Source organism: Paracoccus sp. (in: a-proteobacteria) (genome assembly GCF_030538655.1).
Lineage (GTDB): Bacteria > Pseudomonadota > Alphaproteobacteria > Rhodobacterales > Rhodobacteraceae > Paracoccus.
Genome location: NZ_JAUNTO010000007.1, coordinates 1 through 14,549, shown reverse-complemented (window position 1 = coordinate 14,549; position 14,549 = coordinate 1). Strand labels below are relative to the sequence as shown.

General features: G+C 62.6%; 19 protein-coding genes, 1 tRNA gene and 1 pseudogene. 7 read left to right on the top strand and 14 right to left on the bottom strand.

Features of this window, described 5'->3' with window-relative positions:
* Nucleotides 1–59 precede the first annotated feature (59 nt).
* The gene (locus Q4G22_RS06440) at nucleotides 60–773 is read left to right on the top strand and encodes a metallophosphoesterase (RefSeq protein ID WP_303385079.1); all 714 of its coding nucleotides are present in this window, start codon (nucleotides 60–62) and stop codon (nucleotides 771–773) included.
* Nucleotides 774–801: 28 nt separating this feature from the next.
* Here Q4G22_RS06440 and Q4G22_RS06435 read toward each other — a convergent pair whose 3' ends face one another.
* The 4 genes from Q4G22_RS06435 to hisI form a co-directional block, all read right to left on the bottom strand.
* A complete protein-coding gene (locus tag Q4G22_RS06435) occupies nucleotides 802–1,341 on the bottom strand; it encodes a GNAT family N-acetyltransferase (protein ID WP_303385203.1) in 540 nt (179 codons plus the stop codon).
* A gap of 117 nt (nucleotides 1,342–1,458) precedes the next feature.
* The gene (rpmA, locus tag Q4G22_RS06430) at nucleotides 1,459–1,731 is read right to left on the bottom strand and encodes a 50S ribosomal protein L27 (RefSeq protein WP_303385078.1); all 273 of its coding nucleotides are present in this window, start codon (nucleotides 1,729–1,731) and stop codon (nucleotides 1,459–1,461) included.
* Between the two features lie 15 nt (nucleotides 1,732–1,746).
* Nucleotides 1,747–2,124 (bottom strand): 50S ribosomal protein L21, encoded by a 378-nt coding sequence (gene rplU / locus Q4G22_RS06425; RefSeq protein ID WP_303385077.1) that lies wholly within the window; start codon nucleotides 2,122–2,124, stop codon nucleotides 1,747–1,749.
* A 172-nt stretch (nucleotides 2,125–2,296) separates the two neighbouring features.
* Nucleotides 2,297–2,653: a phosphoribosyl-AMP cyclohydrolase gene (hisI, locus tag Q4G22_RS06420; RefSeq protein WP_303385076.1), complete on the bottom strand. Its 357-nt coding sequence runs from the start codon at nucleotides 2,651–2,653 to the stop codon at nucleotides 2,297–2,299.
* A gap of 55 nt (nucleotides 2,654–2,708) precedes the next feature.
* On the opposite strand from hisI, the gene Q4G22_RS06415 reads away from it, so the two are divergent.
* The gene (locus Q4G22_RS06415; protein WP_303385075.1) at nucleotides 2,709–3,155 is read left to right on the top strand and encodes an iron-sulfur cluster assembly scaffold protein; all 447 of its coding nucleotides are present in this window, start codon (nucleotides 2,709–2,711) and stop codon (nucleotides 3,153–3,155) included.
* Nucleotides 3,156–3,422: 267 nt separating this feature from the next.
* Here the strand turns inward: Q4G22_RS06415 and recG are convergent, their stop codons facing one another.
* The 4 genes from recG to Q4G22_RS06395 form a co-directional block, all read right to left on the bottom strand.
* On the bottom strand, nucleotides 3,423–5,540 hold the full coding sequence (recG, locus tag Q4G22_RS06410; protein ID WP_303385074.1) for an ATP-dependent DNA helicase RecG: 2,118 nt from the start codon (nucleotides 5,538–5,540) through the stop codon (nucleotides 3,423–3,425).
* Complete coding sequence (ligA, locus tag Q4G22_RS06405) at nucleotides 5,516–7,738, bottom strand: NAD-dependent DNA ligase LigA (RefSeq protein WP_303385073.1); 2,223 nt, start codon at nucleotides 7,736–7,738, stop codon at nucleotides 5,516–5,518. Before ligA ends, recG begins: the two co-directional genes overlap by 25 nt.
* A 209-nt stretch (nucleotides 7,739–7,947) precedes the next feature.
* Entirely contained in the window at nucleotides 7,948–8,658 is a 711-nt protein-coding gene (gene ctrA / locus Q4G22_RS06400) for a response regulator transcription factor CtrA (protein ID WP_303385072.1), read from the bottom strand.
* A 93-nt stretch (nucleotides 8,659–8,751) separates the two neighbouring features.
* Nucleotides 8,752–9,027, bottom strand: a complete 276-nt coding sequence (locus tag Q4G22_RS06395; protein WP_303361472.1) for a DUF1153 domain-containing protein — start codon at nucleotides 9,025–9,027, stop codon at nucleotides 8,752–8,754.
* A 162-nt stretch (nucleotides 9,028–9,189) separates the two neighbouring features.
* On the opposite strand from Q4G22_RS06395, the gene mnmA reads away from it, so the two are divergent.
* Nucleotides 9,190–10,356 carry a tRNA 2-thiouridine(34) synthase MnmA gene (gene mnmA, locus Q4G22_RS06390; protein ID WP_303385202.1) on the top strand — a complete coding sequence of 389 codons (1,167 nt, stop codon included), beginning with the start codon at nucleotides 9,190–9,192 and terminating at the stop codon, nucleotides 10,354–10,356.
* Here mnmA and Q4G22_RS06385 read toward each other — a convergent pair.
* A complete protein-coding gene (locus Q4G22_RS06385; protein ID WP_303385071.1) occupies nucleotides 10,328–10,738 on the bottom strand; it encodes a SufE family protein in 411 nt (136 codons plus the stop codon). The genes mnmA and Q4G22_RS06385 overlap by 29 nt on opposite strands.
* 112 nt (nucleotides 10,739–10,850) lie before the next feature.
* Between Q4G22_RS06385 and Q4G22_RS06380 the strand changes: the two genes are divergently transcribed.
* The 4 genes from Q4G22_RS06380 (at nucleotide 10,851) to Q4G22_RS06365 (ending at nucleotide 12,086) form a co-directional block, all read left to right on the top strand.
* Nucleotides 10,851–11,363, top strand: coding sequence for a hypothetical protein (locus Q4G22_RS06380; protein ID WP_303385070.1), 513 nt, complete (start codon nucleotides 10,851–10,853; stop codon nucleotides 11,361–11,363).
* A 42-nt stretch (nucleotides 11,364–11,405) separates the two neighbouring features.
* Nucleotides 11,406–11,495, top strand: a tRNA-Ser gene (locus Q4G22_RS06375).
* A gap of 129 nt (nucleotides 11,496–11,624) precedes the next feature.
* Nucleotides 11,625–11,876: a hypothetical protein gene (locus tag Q4G22_RS06370; protein WP_303385069.1), complete on the top strand. Its 252-nt coding sequence runs from the start codon at nucleotides 11,625–11,627 to the stop codon at nucleotides 11,874–11,876.
* Nucleotides 11,877–11,906: 30 nt separating this feature from the next.
* A complete protein-coding gene (locus Q4G22_RS06365) occupies nucleotides 11,907–12,086 on the top strand; it encodes a hypothetical protein (protein ID WP_303385068.1) in 180 nt (59 codons plus the stop codon).
* Here Q4G22_RS06365 and Q4G22_RS06360 read toward each other — a convergent pair.
* The 5 genes and pseudogenes from Q4G22_RS06360 to Q4G22_RS06340 all read right to left on the bottom strand — a co-directional run.
* A pseudogene (locus tag Q4G22_RS06360) lies at nucleotides 12,060–13,094 on the bottom strand (recombinase family protein); the annotation flags it as partial. The gene Q4G22_RS06365 and the pseudogene Q4G22_RS06360 overlap by 27 nt on opposite strands.
* Before the next feature lie 41 nt (nucleotides 13,095–13,135).
* On the bottom strand, nucleotides 13,136–13,468 hold the full coding sequence (locus tag Q4G22_RS06355; RefSeq protein WP_012090880.1) for a type II toxin-antitoxin system HicB family antitoxin: 333 nt from the start codon (nucleotides 13,466–13,468) through the stop codon (nucleotides 13,136–13,138).
* Nucleotides 13,465–13,719 carry a type II toxin-antitoxin system HicA family toxin gene (locus Q4G22_RS06350; RefSeq protein WP_303385067.1) on the bottom strand — a complete coding sequence of 85 codons (255 nt, stop codon included), beginning with the start codon at nucleotides 13,717–13,719 and terminating at the stop codon, nucleotides 13,465–13,467. Before Q4G22_RS06350 ends, Q4G22_RS06355 begins: the two co-directional genes overlap by 4 nt.
* Before the next feature lie 16 nt (nucleotides 13,720–13,735).
* Nucleotides 13,736–14,050, bottom strand: a complete 315-nt coding sequence (locus Q4G22_RS06345; RefSeq protein WP_303385066.1) for a hypothetical protein — start codon at nucleotides 14,048–14,050, stop codon at nucleotides 13,736–13,738.
* Nucleotides 14,040–14,267 (bottom strand): AlpA family transcriptional regulator, encoded by a 228-nt coding sequence (locus Q4G22_RS06340; protein ID WP_303385065.1) that lies wholly within the window; start codon nucleotides 14,265–14,267, stop codon nucleotides 14,040–14,042. The genes Q4G22_RS06345 and Q4G22_RS06340 overlap by 11 nt, the downstream gene beginning before the upstream one ends.
* Nucleotides 14,268–14,549 lie beyond the last annotated feature (282 nt).

The window sequence follows — 14,549 nt, the reverse complement described above, 5'->3', positions numbered from 1 at the left end:
TCGGCAATCTGCTCAACCGGCTGATATCGGGCGCAGGTTCCGCACCTGATATCTGGACGGTGCCCCTGCCCCGCCCTGGGCAGCCTGTCTGCCTGATCGGGGATATTCACGGGCGGCTGGATTTGCTGGACAGTTTGCTTGCCAAAATCGCTGCTCAGCCCGGCTATCATTTGGCGCGGATCGTGGTTCTGGGTGACATGATCGACCGGGGGCCTGACAGTGCGCATATCATTGCCCGGCTGATGGCGAAAACCCGCGCTGCGCCGGATCGCTGGACCTGCCTTATGGGCAATCACGAACGGATGCTGCTGGATTTTCTGGCCGACCCGGTTCAGGGACGCCGCTGGCTTCGCCATGGCGCAGCCGCCACATTGAAATCGTATCACATCACCGACCTGCTGGACAGACCGCGGCTGGCCGCACAAGAGCTGCGCCGCAATATGCCCGTGGAACAATATGAATGGCTGAACAGCCTGCCGTTGATCTGGCACGGCGAACCGGATCTTGCCGCAGTTCACGCCGCAGCAGATCCGTCGCGCGGGCTAGACCGGCAAAAAGATCATGATTTGCTGTGGGGGCGGGCTGATTTTACGGCCAAACTGCGCGGCGACGGCTGCTGGATCGGGCACGGGCACGTTATCAGCCCCAACCCATTTGCCGAATCGGGCCGGATTGCCGTGGATACCGGGGCGTGGCGCAGCGGTATTTTGACAGCCGCCTGGCTGGATGCCGAAGGGCTGCGTTTTATTCAGGCCATAGGACAGCCCGCGTAATAGGAACCGCGCCGGTCGTCCTGCCTGCTTAGACGCCACTCATTTTGCGCAGATAGGTCCAGGTTGGCACGCGCGCAGCACGGGCAACCGACCAGCTTTCAGCATCGCCCAGATACTCAAAGCCGCAATTCGTTAACACACGCGCCGAGCCGGGGTTATCCTGAAACGCCTCGGCAAACAGGGTGCGCGCGCCATGCGGGTTGAGCTCGACCAAAGCTGCCACCGCCTCGGTCGCAAAGCCGGTATTCCAGAAACCAGCACCAATCCAAAAGCCCAGCTCGGACTGCGCCCCCTCCATCCGGGTCAGGGAAACGACGCCCAGAACCTCGGTCAGATTATGTTCTGATCCGTCGATGGCCCAGACATCTTCACTACGCTCGGGCGACATAGCGCGTTTGACAAAGGCTTCCGATGCACCGGGCGGCAGCGGATGCGGAATCGCCCGCGTCCCTTCAGCCACACGCCGGTCAGCAGTGTAATGCGCAATCAGCCCCACATCCGAAATGCGCAACGGGCGCAGAACAAAGCGTTCCGTGCGGATGGTCTGCTGTTCCTTGATGGCCAGCATCGTCTGCATCTCCCTTTTTCGTTGCTCAGGCCGACGTCCCCTTCACCGACCAGAGCAAAAGCAAAAAGGACCGGCAGTGCCGGTCCCCTGCTGTAACACTGATGTGTTAAGACCGGCTTACTCGGCAGCCTCAATCGTGGCCGGAGTCACCGAAATAAAGGTGCGGCCTTTCAGGCCCTTGCGGAAGGTCACCTGACCGTCGGCCAGTGCGAACAGGGTGTGATCCTTGCCCATGCCGACGTTGGCCCCCGGCCACCATTTGGTGCCGCGCTGACGAACGATGATGTTACCGGCGATGGCTTCCTGCCCGCCGAACAGCTTGACCCCCAGACGGCGGCCCGCGGAATCGCGACCGTTGCGCGAGGAACCGCCTGCTTTTTTATGTGCCATATCTTCTGGTCCTTCTTAGGCTTTGGTTTCGGTGGCGGTGTCGCGGGTGCGCGCACCAACTGCGGCCTTGACGCCGGTCTTGTCCGCGCCTTTGTCCAGCACATCGGTGACGCGGATCAGCGTCAGTTGCTGACGGTGACCACGGGTCCGCTGGCTGGAGTGCTTGCGGCGGCGCTTTACAAAGGTGATGACCTTATCCGCCTTGATCTGATCAACGACCTCGGCCTGCACACAGGCACCATCGACCAAGGGTGCGCCCAGCGTGCTGCCGACCATCAGAATGTCGTTGAACTGGACCTTGTCGCCAGCCTCAGCCGCCAGTTTTTCCACGCGCAGCACATCGCCCGCCTGCACTTTGTATTGCTTGCCGCCGGTTTTCAGAACCGCAAACATCCGCTTATCCTTCCATTGCCGCGCCCTTTGGCCCCTGACGATTGCAGGCGTTCATTGCCACGGACAGCGCACCCAGATCAAAGGGTGGTGTTGAAAATAACGCACCGGCCAAGGGCAAATGCCCGGCCGGTTACGTGTATATGCCGGATTCGCCCTTTCAAGTCAAGAATGCTTAGTCGGCCACGGGCGTCAGAATTTCCACCTCGGCCCCCTCGCGGATGGCGGTATAGAAACACGACCGCCGGTTGGTGTGGCAGGCAGGCCCGCTCTGCTCGACGATCAGCAACAGGCAATCGCGGTCGCAATCGACCCGCAGTTCAACCAGCCGCTGCACATGCCCGCTGCTTTCGCCCTTGACCCAGAATGCCTGCCGCGAGCGCGACCAATAGGTGACATGCCCGGTTTCCAATGTCCGCGCGACGGCTTGTGCGTTCATCCAAGCCATCATCAGCACATCGCCCGTTTTGTCCTGCGCGATGGCGGGAATCAGGCCAGAGGCATCATACTTCAGCGTCATAGGGTCGAACATCGGCTTTCCTTTCGCGGGGCGCATGCCTATCTAAAGCGCAATCACAGGGGGCACCATGCCGGATCAAGACCTGATGCAGCTTTATTCGCGGCGCATTCTGGCGCTGACGGCGGCGATTCCGCATCTGGGCCGCCTGCCCGCGCCGCAGGGCAGTGCGATGCGCCGGTCGCCGCAATGCGGATCGTCGGTCACGGTGGACGTCGTGCTGAATGGCGAGATAATCACCGATTTTGCGCAAGAGGTGCGGGCCTGCGCGCTTGGGCAGGCATCGGCGGCCGTTCTGGGGGCTGCCGTCATTGGCCGCAGCCGCGACGAAATCACCGCCACCCGCGACGCGTTAGAGGCGATGCTGAAACACGGCGGCCCCGTGCCCGCCGCGCCCTTTGATGCGCTGGAAGCCCTGTCACCGGCGCGGGATTTCCCCAATCGCCATGCCTCGATCCTGCTGGCGTGGGATGCCACGCTGGCAGCCTTCGACAGCGCACAAGCCAGCGCCGCCTGACGAAAAGACCGGCCCACGACGGGGCCGGTCAAGTTGCGCGTCACGGGGACAGAAACGGCGCACAGGCGATGGCACCGGAGTAACGCGGGGCAGAAATCAAACGCCGAACAAAGCGGGCAACCAGAACACAACAACAGTCGTCACCGACAAAGCGGCGGCACCCAGAATATCGGAGATAAGTTCACGGGTCATAGCGTGGCTCCCTTGTCGATGTTCCGTTATTGTTCTCACATCGCTGGCGGCTTGTAAAGAACTTTTTAGGAACATTCAGCCTACGCCGATCAGCCGGATCGCTTTATCCTGCTCCATCAGCCACATCAGCATCCGCACCGCCTGCCCGCGTGCGCTGTCCAGCGCCGGGTCGCGCTCCAGCAGGGCGCGGGCATCCTGCCGCGCCATCGCCATCAATCCGGCCTGCCGTTCCAGATCAGCCACGCGGAACCGAGGCAGCCCCGACTGGGCCGTGCCGATCACGTCCCCTGCCCCGCGCATTTCCAGATCAGTCTGCGCAATCCGAAACCCATCCTCGGTTTCACGCATAATTTCAAGACGTTGCGCTGCCATATCTGACAGCGGTGGATGATAGATCAGCACGCAGGTCGAAGCATCGGCCCCGCGCCCGACTCGTCCGCGCAACTGATGCAACTGCGCCAGCCCAAAACTTTCGGCGCGCTCGATCACCATGATCGTTGCCTCGGGCACGTCCACGCCAACTTCGATCACCGTCGTGGCGACCAGCAGCCGCGCTCGGCCCGCGATAAAGTCGGCCATCGCCGTGTCGCGCGCCTCGACCGGCATCTGCCCGTGAATCAGCCGCACCACATCGCCGAATTGCGCGCGCAGCGCCTGAAACCGCGCCTCGGCGGCGGTCAGATCGCTGACCTCACTTTCCTCGACCAGCGGGCAGACCCAATAGGCCCGCGCGCCGCCATCCAGCGCCGCGCGCAGCCGCGCCGTCACCTGATCCAGCCGTTGATCCGAGATCATGACCGTCGTGATCGGCTGCCGCCCGGCGGGCTTTTCATCCAGCACCGACAGGTCCAGATCACCATATTGCGACAGTGCCAGACTGCGCGGAATCGGGGTCGCCGTCATCACCAGCATATCAGGCGGGGCCACGCCCTTGGCCGACAGCTCCAGCCGCTGCGCCACACCGAAACGGTGCTGTTCGTCGATGATTGCCAGCCGCAGATCGTGAAATTCAACCTCGGGCTGGATCACGGCATGGGTGCCAACCAGAATACCGATCCGACCCTGCCGCAGATCTTCCAGAATCGCCGCACGCCCCTCGCCTTTGTCACGGCCAGTCAACGCAGCCAAGCGCACCCCCGCTGCACGGGCCAAGGGTTCCAGCGCGCGGGCATGCTGGCGGGCCAGAATTTCGGTCGGAGCCATCAGCACCGCCTGCCCGCCCGATTCAATCGCAACCAGCGCCGACAGCAGCGCGACCAGGGTTTTCCCTGCCCCGACATCGCCTTGCAGCAGCCGGTTCATGCGCTGATCACTGGCCATATCGGCGGCAATTTCGGCCACGGCGCGGGTTTGCGCGCCGGTCATCGGCCATGGCAGGCTGTCGATCACGCGCGCCCGCAGCCGCCCATCGCCCGGACTGGCGCGCCCTTTGCTGCGCCGCTTGTCGCGCCGCACCAGCGCAAGGGTCATCTGATGCGCCAGCAATTCATCATAGGCCAGCCGCGCGCGGGCCGGAGCGGTGGGCGACAGATCGCCCATCCCCGCCGGTGCATGGGCCGCCGCCAAAGCATCCCGCCACGACGGCCAGCCCTGCGCGGCGATCACCGCCGGGTCGATCCACTCGGGCGGAGCGGGCGCGCGGTCCAGCGCCGCCACTGCCGCGCGCGCCATGACCTTTTGCGTCAGACCGGCGGACAAAGGGTAAACCGGCTCGAAATCCGCAGGCAGCGGGTCGGTATCGCGCAGGATATGGTCAGGGTGGACCATCTGCGCCATGCCGTCGAACAGTTCGATCTTACCGCTGACAATACGCCGCTGACCGATGGGTAATTGCGCCGTGATCCAGTCGGTGCGCGGGTGAAAGAAAACCAGCGTCACATCGGCCACGCCATCGCTGCACACCACCCGGAACGGTCGCCCGCGTGCAGTGGGCGGCGCGTGGCGGGTGACGGTGACAGCCACCGTCACCATTTCGGGCGGGCGCGCATCGGCCAGGCGATCCAGCCGTCGCCGCTGCACTCCGCCTGACGGCAGCGTCAGCAACAGATCACGCGGCCGCTCCACCCCCATCTGCGCCAAGGCCTGTGCCGCCTTGGGACCGATACCGGGCAAGGTTTCCGCCGCCGCGAACAGCGGAAACAGCGCCGGAGGCCGTCCGCGCGGCGCGCTTATGTCGCCGCGATCGCCAGCCATTCGTCCTCGTCAATGATGCGGATGCCCAGATCTTCGGCCTTTTTCGCCTTGGACCCGGCACCCGGCCCGGCCACAACCAGATCGGTTTTCGCGCTGACCGAACCGGCAACCTTCGCCCCCAAAGCCTCGGCCCGCGCCTTGGCCTCAGCCCGCGTCATCTTTTCCAGCGAGCCGGTGAACACGATGGTCTGCCCCGCCACCGGACTGTCTTGCGCGGCGGGGGCTTCGGCTGGCAACACATTCAATTGCGCAATCAGCCGGTCAATCACCACCCGTTCGGTGGGCTGATGAAAGGCCGTGACCAGCGATTGCGCCAGCACCGCGCCCAGACCGTCAATGCCGGTCAGATCGTCCCACGCGGCGCGCGCGGCGGCGGGCAGTGGCGGATCAGACCAGATCCGGTCGCGCGTTTCGGCAATCCGCGCGCGCCGGTTCTGCGCGGCAGCCTGCGCCCGTTCGGCGGCGACGGCTTCATCCGCAGCAATGTGGCGTTCCGCCGCCGGTGCAGCAGCGTCCATTGCCGCGATCAACGTGGGCAGGTCGCCGAAATGCCGCGCCAATGTCGCTGCTGCAACCTCGCCCACATGGCGAATGCCAAGCGCAAAAATCAGCCGCGTCAAGGGGATGGCACGTCGTTCCTCGATTGCAGCGAACAGTTTTTCGGCTGACCTTTCGCCAAAGCCATCGCGATTCTTCAACCGCGACAGGTTCGCCTTGTCGCGCGCCGCCAGCGTAAAGATGTCAGCCGGTTCCCGGATCGGCAGCGTGTCATCGGCAAAGAACATCTCGATCTGCTTGGCGCCCAGCCCTTCGATGTCAAAGGCCGCACGGCTGACGAAATGTTTCAGCTTTTCAACCGCCTGCGCCGGACAGGCCAAACCACCTGTGCACCGGCGGACGGAATCGCCCGGCTCACGGATCGCCTCGGACCCGCAGGCGGGGCAATGGTCGGGAAACTGGTAAGGCGCGGAGCTGGTGCGCTGCGACTGATCCACCGCCGCAATCTTGGGGATCACGTCGCCCGCGCGATACACCTGCACCCAATCGCCGGGGCGAATGTCAGTGTCGCGGATCGGCGCGCCGGTGTTGTCGCGCCCTGCGATGTAATCTTCGTTGTGCAGGGTAGCGTTCGACACGACGACCCCGCCCACCGTCACCGGCTGAAGCCGCGCCACCGGCGACAGCGCGCCGGTGCGGCCAACCTGAATGTCGATGGCCTCCAGCCGCGTCCAGGCCAGTTCGGCGGGGAATTTATGCGCCAAGGCCCAACGCGGCGTCGTGGATCGAAACCCGAGCCGTGCCTGATAGGACAAGTCGTCCACCTTATAAACCACGCCGTCGATGTCATAGCCCAAGGTCGCGCGCTGTTGCTCGATCCCGGTCCAGACGGCCAGCATGGCGTCAGTGCCGTCGCACAACTGCATCAAGGGGTTGGTCTGAAAACCAAACTCCGCCAGGCGCGCCACGGCCCCCGCCTGCGTATCGGCCAGCGGCGCGGACAGCTCGCCCCAGGCATAGGCGAAAAAGCGCAGCGGGCGCGCCGCCGTGATCGCCGGATCAATCTGCCGCAAAGACCCCGCCGCCGCGTTACGCGGATTGGCGAAGGTGCGGGGGCCGGTGTCATTCAGACGCGCGAAATCGGCGTGGGTCATGTAAACCTCGCCCCGCACCTCAAGCACATCAGGGGCGCCGGGCAGCAGAGTTTCAGGAATATCGGCAATCGTGCGGGCGTTGGCGGTGACGTTTTCCCCGACCGTGCCATCGCCCCGCGTCGCCGCCTGCACCAGCCGCCCGCCTTCATATCGCAGCGACAGCGACAGCCCGTCGATCTTGGGTTCAGCGGTGAAATTCAGCGGCGCATCAGCGGGCAAGTTCAGAAAACTGCGGATACGGGTGGCGAAATCGGCGACATCGCTGTCGGAAAAGGCATTTTCCAGCGACATCATCCGCTGGCGATGCATCACCTTGCCAAAGCCTTCGGCCGGGGCCGCCCCAACCTGATCGCTGGGGCTGTTATCCTGCTTGAGATCGGGAAACGCCACCTCAAGCGCCGCAAGCTCGCGCTTCAGTGCGTCATAATCGGCATCGCTGATCGTCGGTGCGTCGCGCCGATGGTAATCCTCGTTCGCCTGCGCGATCCGCGCGGTCAGATCTTTTATGCGGGCCGCAGCCTCGGCGGCAGTCAGATCAGTGCTCATCTGGTCGTCCGGATTCTGTCTGTTCGCCTTTAGGTCGGCCATTTTGCGTCAGGGCACAATGGTCCATGCACGCAGAATCCGGCAAAACTCCCCGCACCCGTCTGTTGAAAAACCAGAGCCGGGCGGGCACAGGGAGTGGCGGCCAGCCATCCCCGGCCAGCCGCTGTCAGTAACAAGTGCCTGCCCGCATCAGCGGAGTCGGCACGATCTCAGGCACCGATGGCCAGCCGCTCTTCGTCTGCCGACGAGGGATCGCGCAGAACGTAACCCCGGCCCCAGACGGTTTCGATATGATTCGCCCCGCCCAATGCCTCGGTCAGCTTTTTACGCAGCTTGCAGATGAACACGTCGATGATCTTGAGTTCGGGTTCATCCATGCCGCCATACAGGTGATTAAGGAACATTTCCTTGGTCAGCGTCGTGCCCTTGCGCAAGCTCAGCAGTTCAAGGATCTGGTATTCCTTGCCGGTCAGGTTGACCGCACGGCCATTCACCTCGACCGAGCGGGCGTCAAGGTTCACGATCAGATCGCCGGTCTGAATGATGGCCTGGCTGTGTCCTTTGGACCGGCGGATGATCGCCTGAATCCGCGCCACCAGTTCTTCGCGCACGAATGGTTTGGTCATGTAATCGTCGGCGCCAAAGCCAAATCCGCGCAGCTTGCTTTCGGTATCGTCCGAGCCGGTGAGGATCAGGATCGGCGTGTCGATGCGCGACATACGCAGGTGACGCAGCACCTCCATCCCGTGCATGTCGGGCAGGTCCAGATCCAGCAGGATCAGGTCGTAGTCATACAGTTTCGCCAGGTCGATGCCTTCTTCCCCCATGTCGGTGCGGAAGACATTATAGTTGGCGGCAGACAACATCAGCTCGATCGCGCGGGCTGTGCTGTGTTCGTCCTCAACGAGCAAGATGCGCATTTTGATTCCCTTAAGGTGTTCTTTCCCCGTCAGGGTGCAGACAAATGGTTAATATCTGGTTACCTTTCGGATAGTTTTTGCGCAATCGGCAATTTATGGTTGCCGGAACTTTTGCAGCGCCGTCACCTTGAGCGCCCGTGCCCCATGCCGTTCGATGGCGCTGACCCAACTGTCGAATTCCTCTTCTGACAGGTCATAACGGCGAATCGCCTCATCCCGCGAAATCAGGCCGTGGGCCACGGCATGAACCACCACAGCCTTGCGGCTGGCGACCCAGCGCGTATTGACGGGAGGCAGATCGACAATCGACAGAATGCTGCCATCGGGCAGCGTAACGGTGCGGGGGCCATAGCTTTTTTTCACGAACATTCGCCTGTCCTTTGAACTGTTGCCAAGGACCATCGCGGAAATCAGTTAAATCCCGGTTGAACAAAAGCAGAATCCGTCCCCGCCACGGGTTGAGAATGCACAGCATTTGACTATATTTTGCCTCACCCCGGCCCGATGGCCCTAAAGGTTCACCCGATGAGCATGACAACCGACCCACGCGCCCCCGCGCGCGACGCTGAATTGAACAGTCTTGGCTTTGCCAAACCGCCCTCGGAAACGCGGGTGGTCGTGGCCATGTCGGGCGGCGTGGACAGTTCTGCCGTGGCGGCACTGCTGAAAGATCAGGGCTATGATGTCATCGGCGTGACCTTGCAGCTTTATGACCATGGCGCGGCCCTGGCGAAAAAAGGGGCATGTTGTGCGGGGCAGGACATTCACGACGCCCGTCGAGTGGCGGAACGGATGGGCTTTCCGCACTATGTTCTTGATTATGAAAACAAGTTCCGAGAATCGGTGATCGACGAATTCGCCGATGCCTATCTGGCGGGGGCAACCCCGGTTCCTTGCATTCGATGCAACGAACGGGTCAAATTCCGCGATCTGCTGCAAACCGCGCGCGAGTTGGACGCCGATTGCATGGCGACCGGGCATTACATCCAGCGCAAGGAAGGCCCGCAGCAGGCCGAATTGCACATGGCCGCCGACCCGGCCCGCGACCAAAGCTATTTCCTGTTTTCGACCACGCAGGAACAACTTGATTTCCTGCGCTTTCCACTGGGGCACCTGCCCAGCAAGGCCGACACACGGGCCTTGGCGGCGCAATATGATCTGCCGGTCGCGGACAAGCCCGATTCGCAGGACATCTGCTTTGTGCCCAACGGCGATTACGCCGCCGTTATCGAAAAGCTGCGCCCCGGTGCGGCCGAACCGGGGCAGATCGTGGATATGCAGGGCAATGTTCTGGGCCAGCATCAAGGCGTGATCCATTACACCATCGGTCAGCGCCGGGGCCTTGGCATCGGCGGCCTTGCCGATCCGCTGTATGTGGTGCGGCTGGACCCCGAAACGCGGCAGGTTGTCGTCGGCCCGAAATCGGCGCTGTCGGCCAGCATCGTGCCCGTGACCGAGGTCAACTGGCTGGGCGACACACCGTTTCAAGGCGAAATCCCGGTGCGCGTGCGTATCCGCTCGACCCGTCCGCCGCGCCCGGCGATTCTGCGCGCCACTGGCCCCGACCGCGCCGAAGTCGAACTTCTGGCCCCGGAGGAAGGCGTCAGCCCCGGTCAGGCCTGTGTTTTCTATGCGCCCGAAGGGTCGCGCGTGCTGGGTGGCGGCTGGATCAGCCTGCGTCGGCGGAAAGCAACCTGATCCGTTCGATCATCGCCCGCAACCCGTTGGACCGCTGCGAGGACAGGTTCTCCTCCAGCCCCAGCCGGGCCAGTTCAGCCTGAGCATCAATGGCGGCCACCTGCCCGACCGGAACGCCGGAATACAGCGCGTGCAGCACCGCAATCAGCCCGCGCACGATCATGGCATCGCTTTCGCCCTGAAAATCGAACACGCCATCCGCAATGCGCGGCATGATCCAGACCTGACTGGCACAGCCGTCCACCTTGGTCGCAGGCACGCACAGCGCCGGGTCCATCGGCGGCATCGCCTTGCCCAGCTCGATGACATGGCGGTAGCGGTCTTCCCAGTTGTCCAGAAAGTCAAAGGTTTCGGCAATATCTTCAAAGGCAGGGGTAGCCATGGCGGTTTCCTTTCGCCGCCAAGGATTAGACCGTGCCATCGCCAAGGTCAAAGAGGCTTTCGCCCCGCCGCGCTTTCCCCTAACACTTGGGCCGGAACGACGGGGAATTGCGATGATGAAACTGACCGCACCTTTGCTGATCGTAACGCTGGCCGTTGCCGGATGTGGCCGTTTGGGCGACAGCGCCGGGTCGCTGAACCCGCTGCGCTGGATGGGCAGTGGCGCAGGCACGCGCACCGCCACGCTGGAACCCGAGGGCGGCTATCGCGCCACAGCCCCCGCACGTCCGGGAATCGCCCAGATCACCGGCGTATCATGGCAACCCATCAGCGAGGGGCGGCTGCTGGTCGTCACCGGCATGACCCCGACCAAAGGCTATTCCAACGTGGCGCTGGTTGCTGAAACGCCCGACCCGACCGGCCGCCTTCGCCCCGACGCGGATGGCGTGCTGCGCCTGCGCATGGTGGCCGATGCGCCTCAGCCCGGCACTGCGGCCGCGGCGACCCCCGCGAACCCAGCCGTGGACACCATCACCGCCGCCGTCGCTATTCCCAACGTGACGCTGGCCCGCTTGCGCCAGGTGGTCATCTCGGGTGCCGGGAATACTGTCACACTGAACCGCTGACCCTGTTGCACCCCCGCGCCCACCGGGATAATGCAGGCCGACGGAGGCGTGGCAGAGTGGTTTAATGCACCGGTCTTGAAAACCGACGTGGGTGAAAATCCACCGTGGGTTCGAATCCCACCGCCTCCGCCATTTCAGTCCCTGAGTGGGCACTGAATTTACGCCACTTCCCGCCACAAGCGTCTGTAGCAGCCGGGACTTCGATCCCATGATGCGAACCTCGCCCTCTGCGACCTCAACACGCTGGGCGAGCGCGCGCAGGTGGTCGCGGCGATAGCCGCCGCCTTCCAGCCGGATACGCTCGCGGGCTGTCGTGGCGAACTTTCGCAGCATCTGCGGCGTCACCGCCTTCTGGCCGGTGTTCTGGAGCATGGCCTGCGCCCGCTCTGCATCGGCCTTGGCTTGATCACGGATGGCCTTGAGGCCGTCGATACGATCTTTCAGCGCCGGGTCGTCCAGATCGGCAACACCTGCCTCGATGGCGTCATAAAGCCGTTTGAGGCGCAATTCTGATTCGGCTGAGCGCTTGTTCAACTCGGCGATATGCTCGCGGCGGCGCTCGGCATGTTCTTCCCTGCGGTCGAGTGCGGCGGCAAGAACGTTTTCCAGCCGCTCGGGCTGGAGAAGTTGCTTTTCAAGGTGATTGACGACCAGATCGTCCAGCTTCTCCATCGGCACGGCCATGCCTTCGCAGGCGGTCGGCCCCTGCCGCGCCTTCATTGAGCAGGCATAATAGCGATAGCGCCCGCCCTTGCCGGTGCGGATGGTCATGGCCCCGCCGCACTTGGCGCAATGGATCAGGCCGGTCAACATGGTCGGGCCACTGATGACGCGGGCGGGCACGACCTTGGGATTACGAGCCTTGAGCAGCTTCTGAACCGCCTCGAACGTCTCTTTGTCTATGATCGGCGGGACCGGAACCGTCACGATATCACTGACCGGCTTCAATTCCTTGGTCTTGCTGCGTTTGTTGAACTCATGCTCGCCCATATAGGTGCGGCGTGTCAGGATGCGGTGAACTTGACCGATGCCCCAGCGTCCACCATCGCGGGTGAAGATGCGGCGGCTGTTGAGATAGGAGACGATGTTCTTGACGCCCATCTGGCCGGTCGTGCCATCGCCTTCCATGGCAAGGCGATAGATCAGCCGCACCGTGTCGGCGTGGAGCGGATCGATTTCCAGCTTCTTCTTGACCTTCGCGCCGCGCTGCTCGGCGGCAACAGTGCGATAGCCGATAGGAGGAAGAGAACCATTCCAGAAGCCTTGCCGCGCATTCTCCTTCAAGGCCCGCATGACGTGCTTGGCGTTTTCCTTGGACTGGTATTCATCGAACAGCGCCATGATCTGCCGCATCATGACGTGCATGGGATCGTCGCCCATTTCCTGAGTTATCGAAACCAGCTTGACGCCGTTCTTCGTCAACTTGCGGACGTAGAACTCAAGCTCGAAGTGATCGCGGAAGAACCGGCTGAACGAATGGACCACCACAACATCAAATGGCGCGGGTTTGGACGTGCCAGCCTCGATCATGCGCTGGAACTCGGGGCGGCGGTCATTGGTCGCCGATGCGCCCGGCTCGATGAAGGTTTCGACCAGTTGCAGCCCGCGTGACTCGCAATAGGCTTCGCCCTGCCGCTTCTGGTCGGGAATGGAAACGTCATGCTCGGCCTGCCGCGCCGTCGAAACGCGCAGGTAAAGGGCGGCGCGTAGCGGCACGGTGGAAGCGGTCATGGCGATGTCTCCTTTCAAATCCGGTCGAACGAACGAGGACGCTATTCAGCGGCCTCCCTGATCGTCCCGACGATCCATTCATTCAGGCTCTTGCCCGATGCTGCTGCGGCAATGACTGCGGCGGCATGGTCGTCAGGCGTGAGGCGGACATTGAACTTGCCGGAGAACTTCCGGCGCGGCTCAATGCCCTTCTCCCGGCACATTTCGAGATAGACGGCCAACGACTTGCGGCCTTCCTCGATCAGATCGTGGACGCTCTCGGCATAGAAGTCGGCCCCGCCATTGAGGCCGACAAACTCACCGCGCAGCATCTGAATCTCGGGATCGAAAGCGATAACCGCCTTCTCGCCATTGATTTCAACGACATTGTTCATGGCTTTACTCCGTGTTCGTCCAGCCATTTTCGGATGCTGGCAACCGCACCTTTGTCCGTATCCGGTGACGGATGCGGACGATGAAAGACGCGCACTTCGCCAAACAGGAACACGCCGACGCGCGACCCTTCCCGCTCGCTGACTTCCGCCCCGAGGCTTACAAACAGCGCCTCTATGTCGGCCCAGCGGATCGAGCCGTTGACCGGGCGGGCGAAGATCAGTTCCAGCGTGGTTCTGTGACGCTTTTTCATGGAGTATCCAGTATCATTATTTGGTACCGTCTTCAAGGTCGATCGCGATCCCGGCGCCGGGCGATCCGGCCTCGGGGTCAAAGAGTTCATCGAACAGGTCGCCGAACCATCGCTCGAACACGTCAATCTCGGCTTGTGTGACCGGAACGGGGTCGGGCCAGTCGTCGATGACAGTCCATGTGGTGAGGTCGTGCTTGGGCGGCCTGCCGGGGAACGGCCACGGATAGCCCAGCAATTCCTCAAGCTGCGCCGACGCCGTGGGCGGTCGTTTGGCGCGCCGAGAGCGGGATGCCGTCACGGGCTTGGGGGCGTCACTGCGATCAGAAGTCATCGAGGAAATCAAATTCGTTGAACGAACGCTGCCGCCATCCGACCGGGTTGGCGACCCAGCGATTGATGTCGGATTCCTTCCAGCCAGCGCCGTTGGTGCTGATCTTGATCTGGGGTGGAAAGGTGCCTTCGGCGATCTTGCGGTAGATAGTGGACCGGGACAGCCCTGTGCGGGCGAGAACGGTCTTCAAACGGATGATACGGTCTGGTTGACGCATGGCTACGCTGCCTCCTGCTGGTTGTTTCTGACGATTGCAGAGACCAGACAGAACAGTGATTTATCGTTGTGCAACTGATATTTAGGCAGCGTAGGGCTATGGCGTAGAAACGGCGGCAAATAGGAAAGTTCTTCGCTCTACAATCCGATGCCCCGGCCTCTACCAAGGCCATGACTGAGGGAAAATTGCCGCCCCAGCCTCATGCCTGAGTCGAAATCCATGTCGATGCCTAGGCGGCGTCTTCATTTAAGTGATCCATGCCATAGCGCATGCGAGATCGAC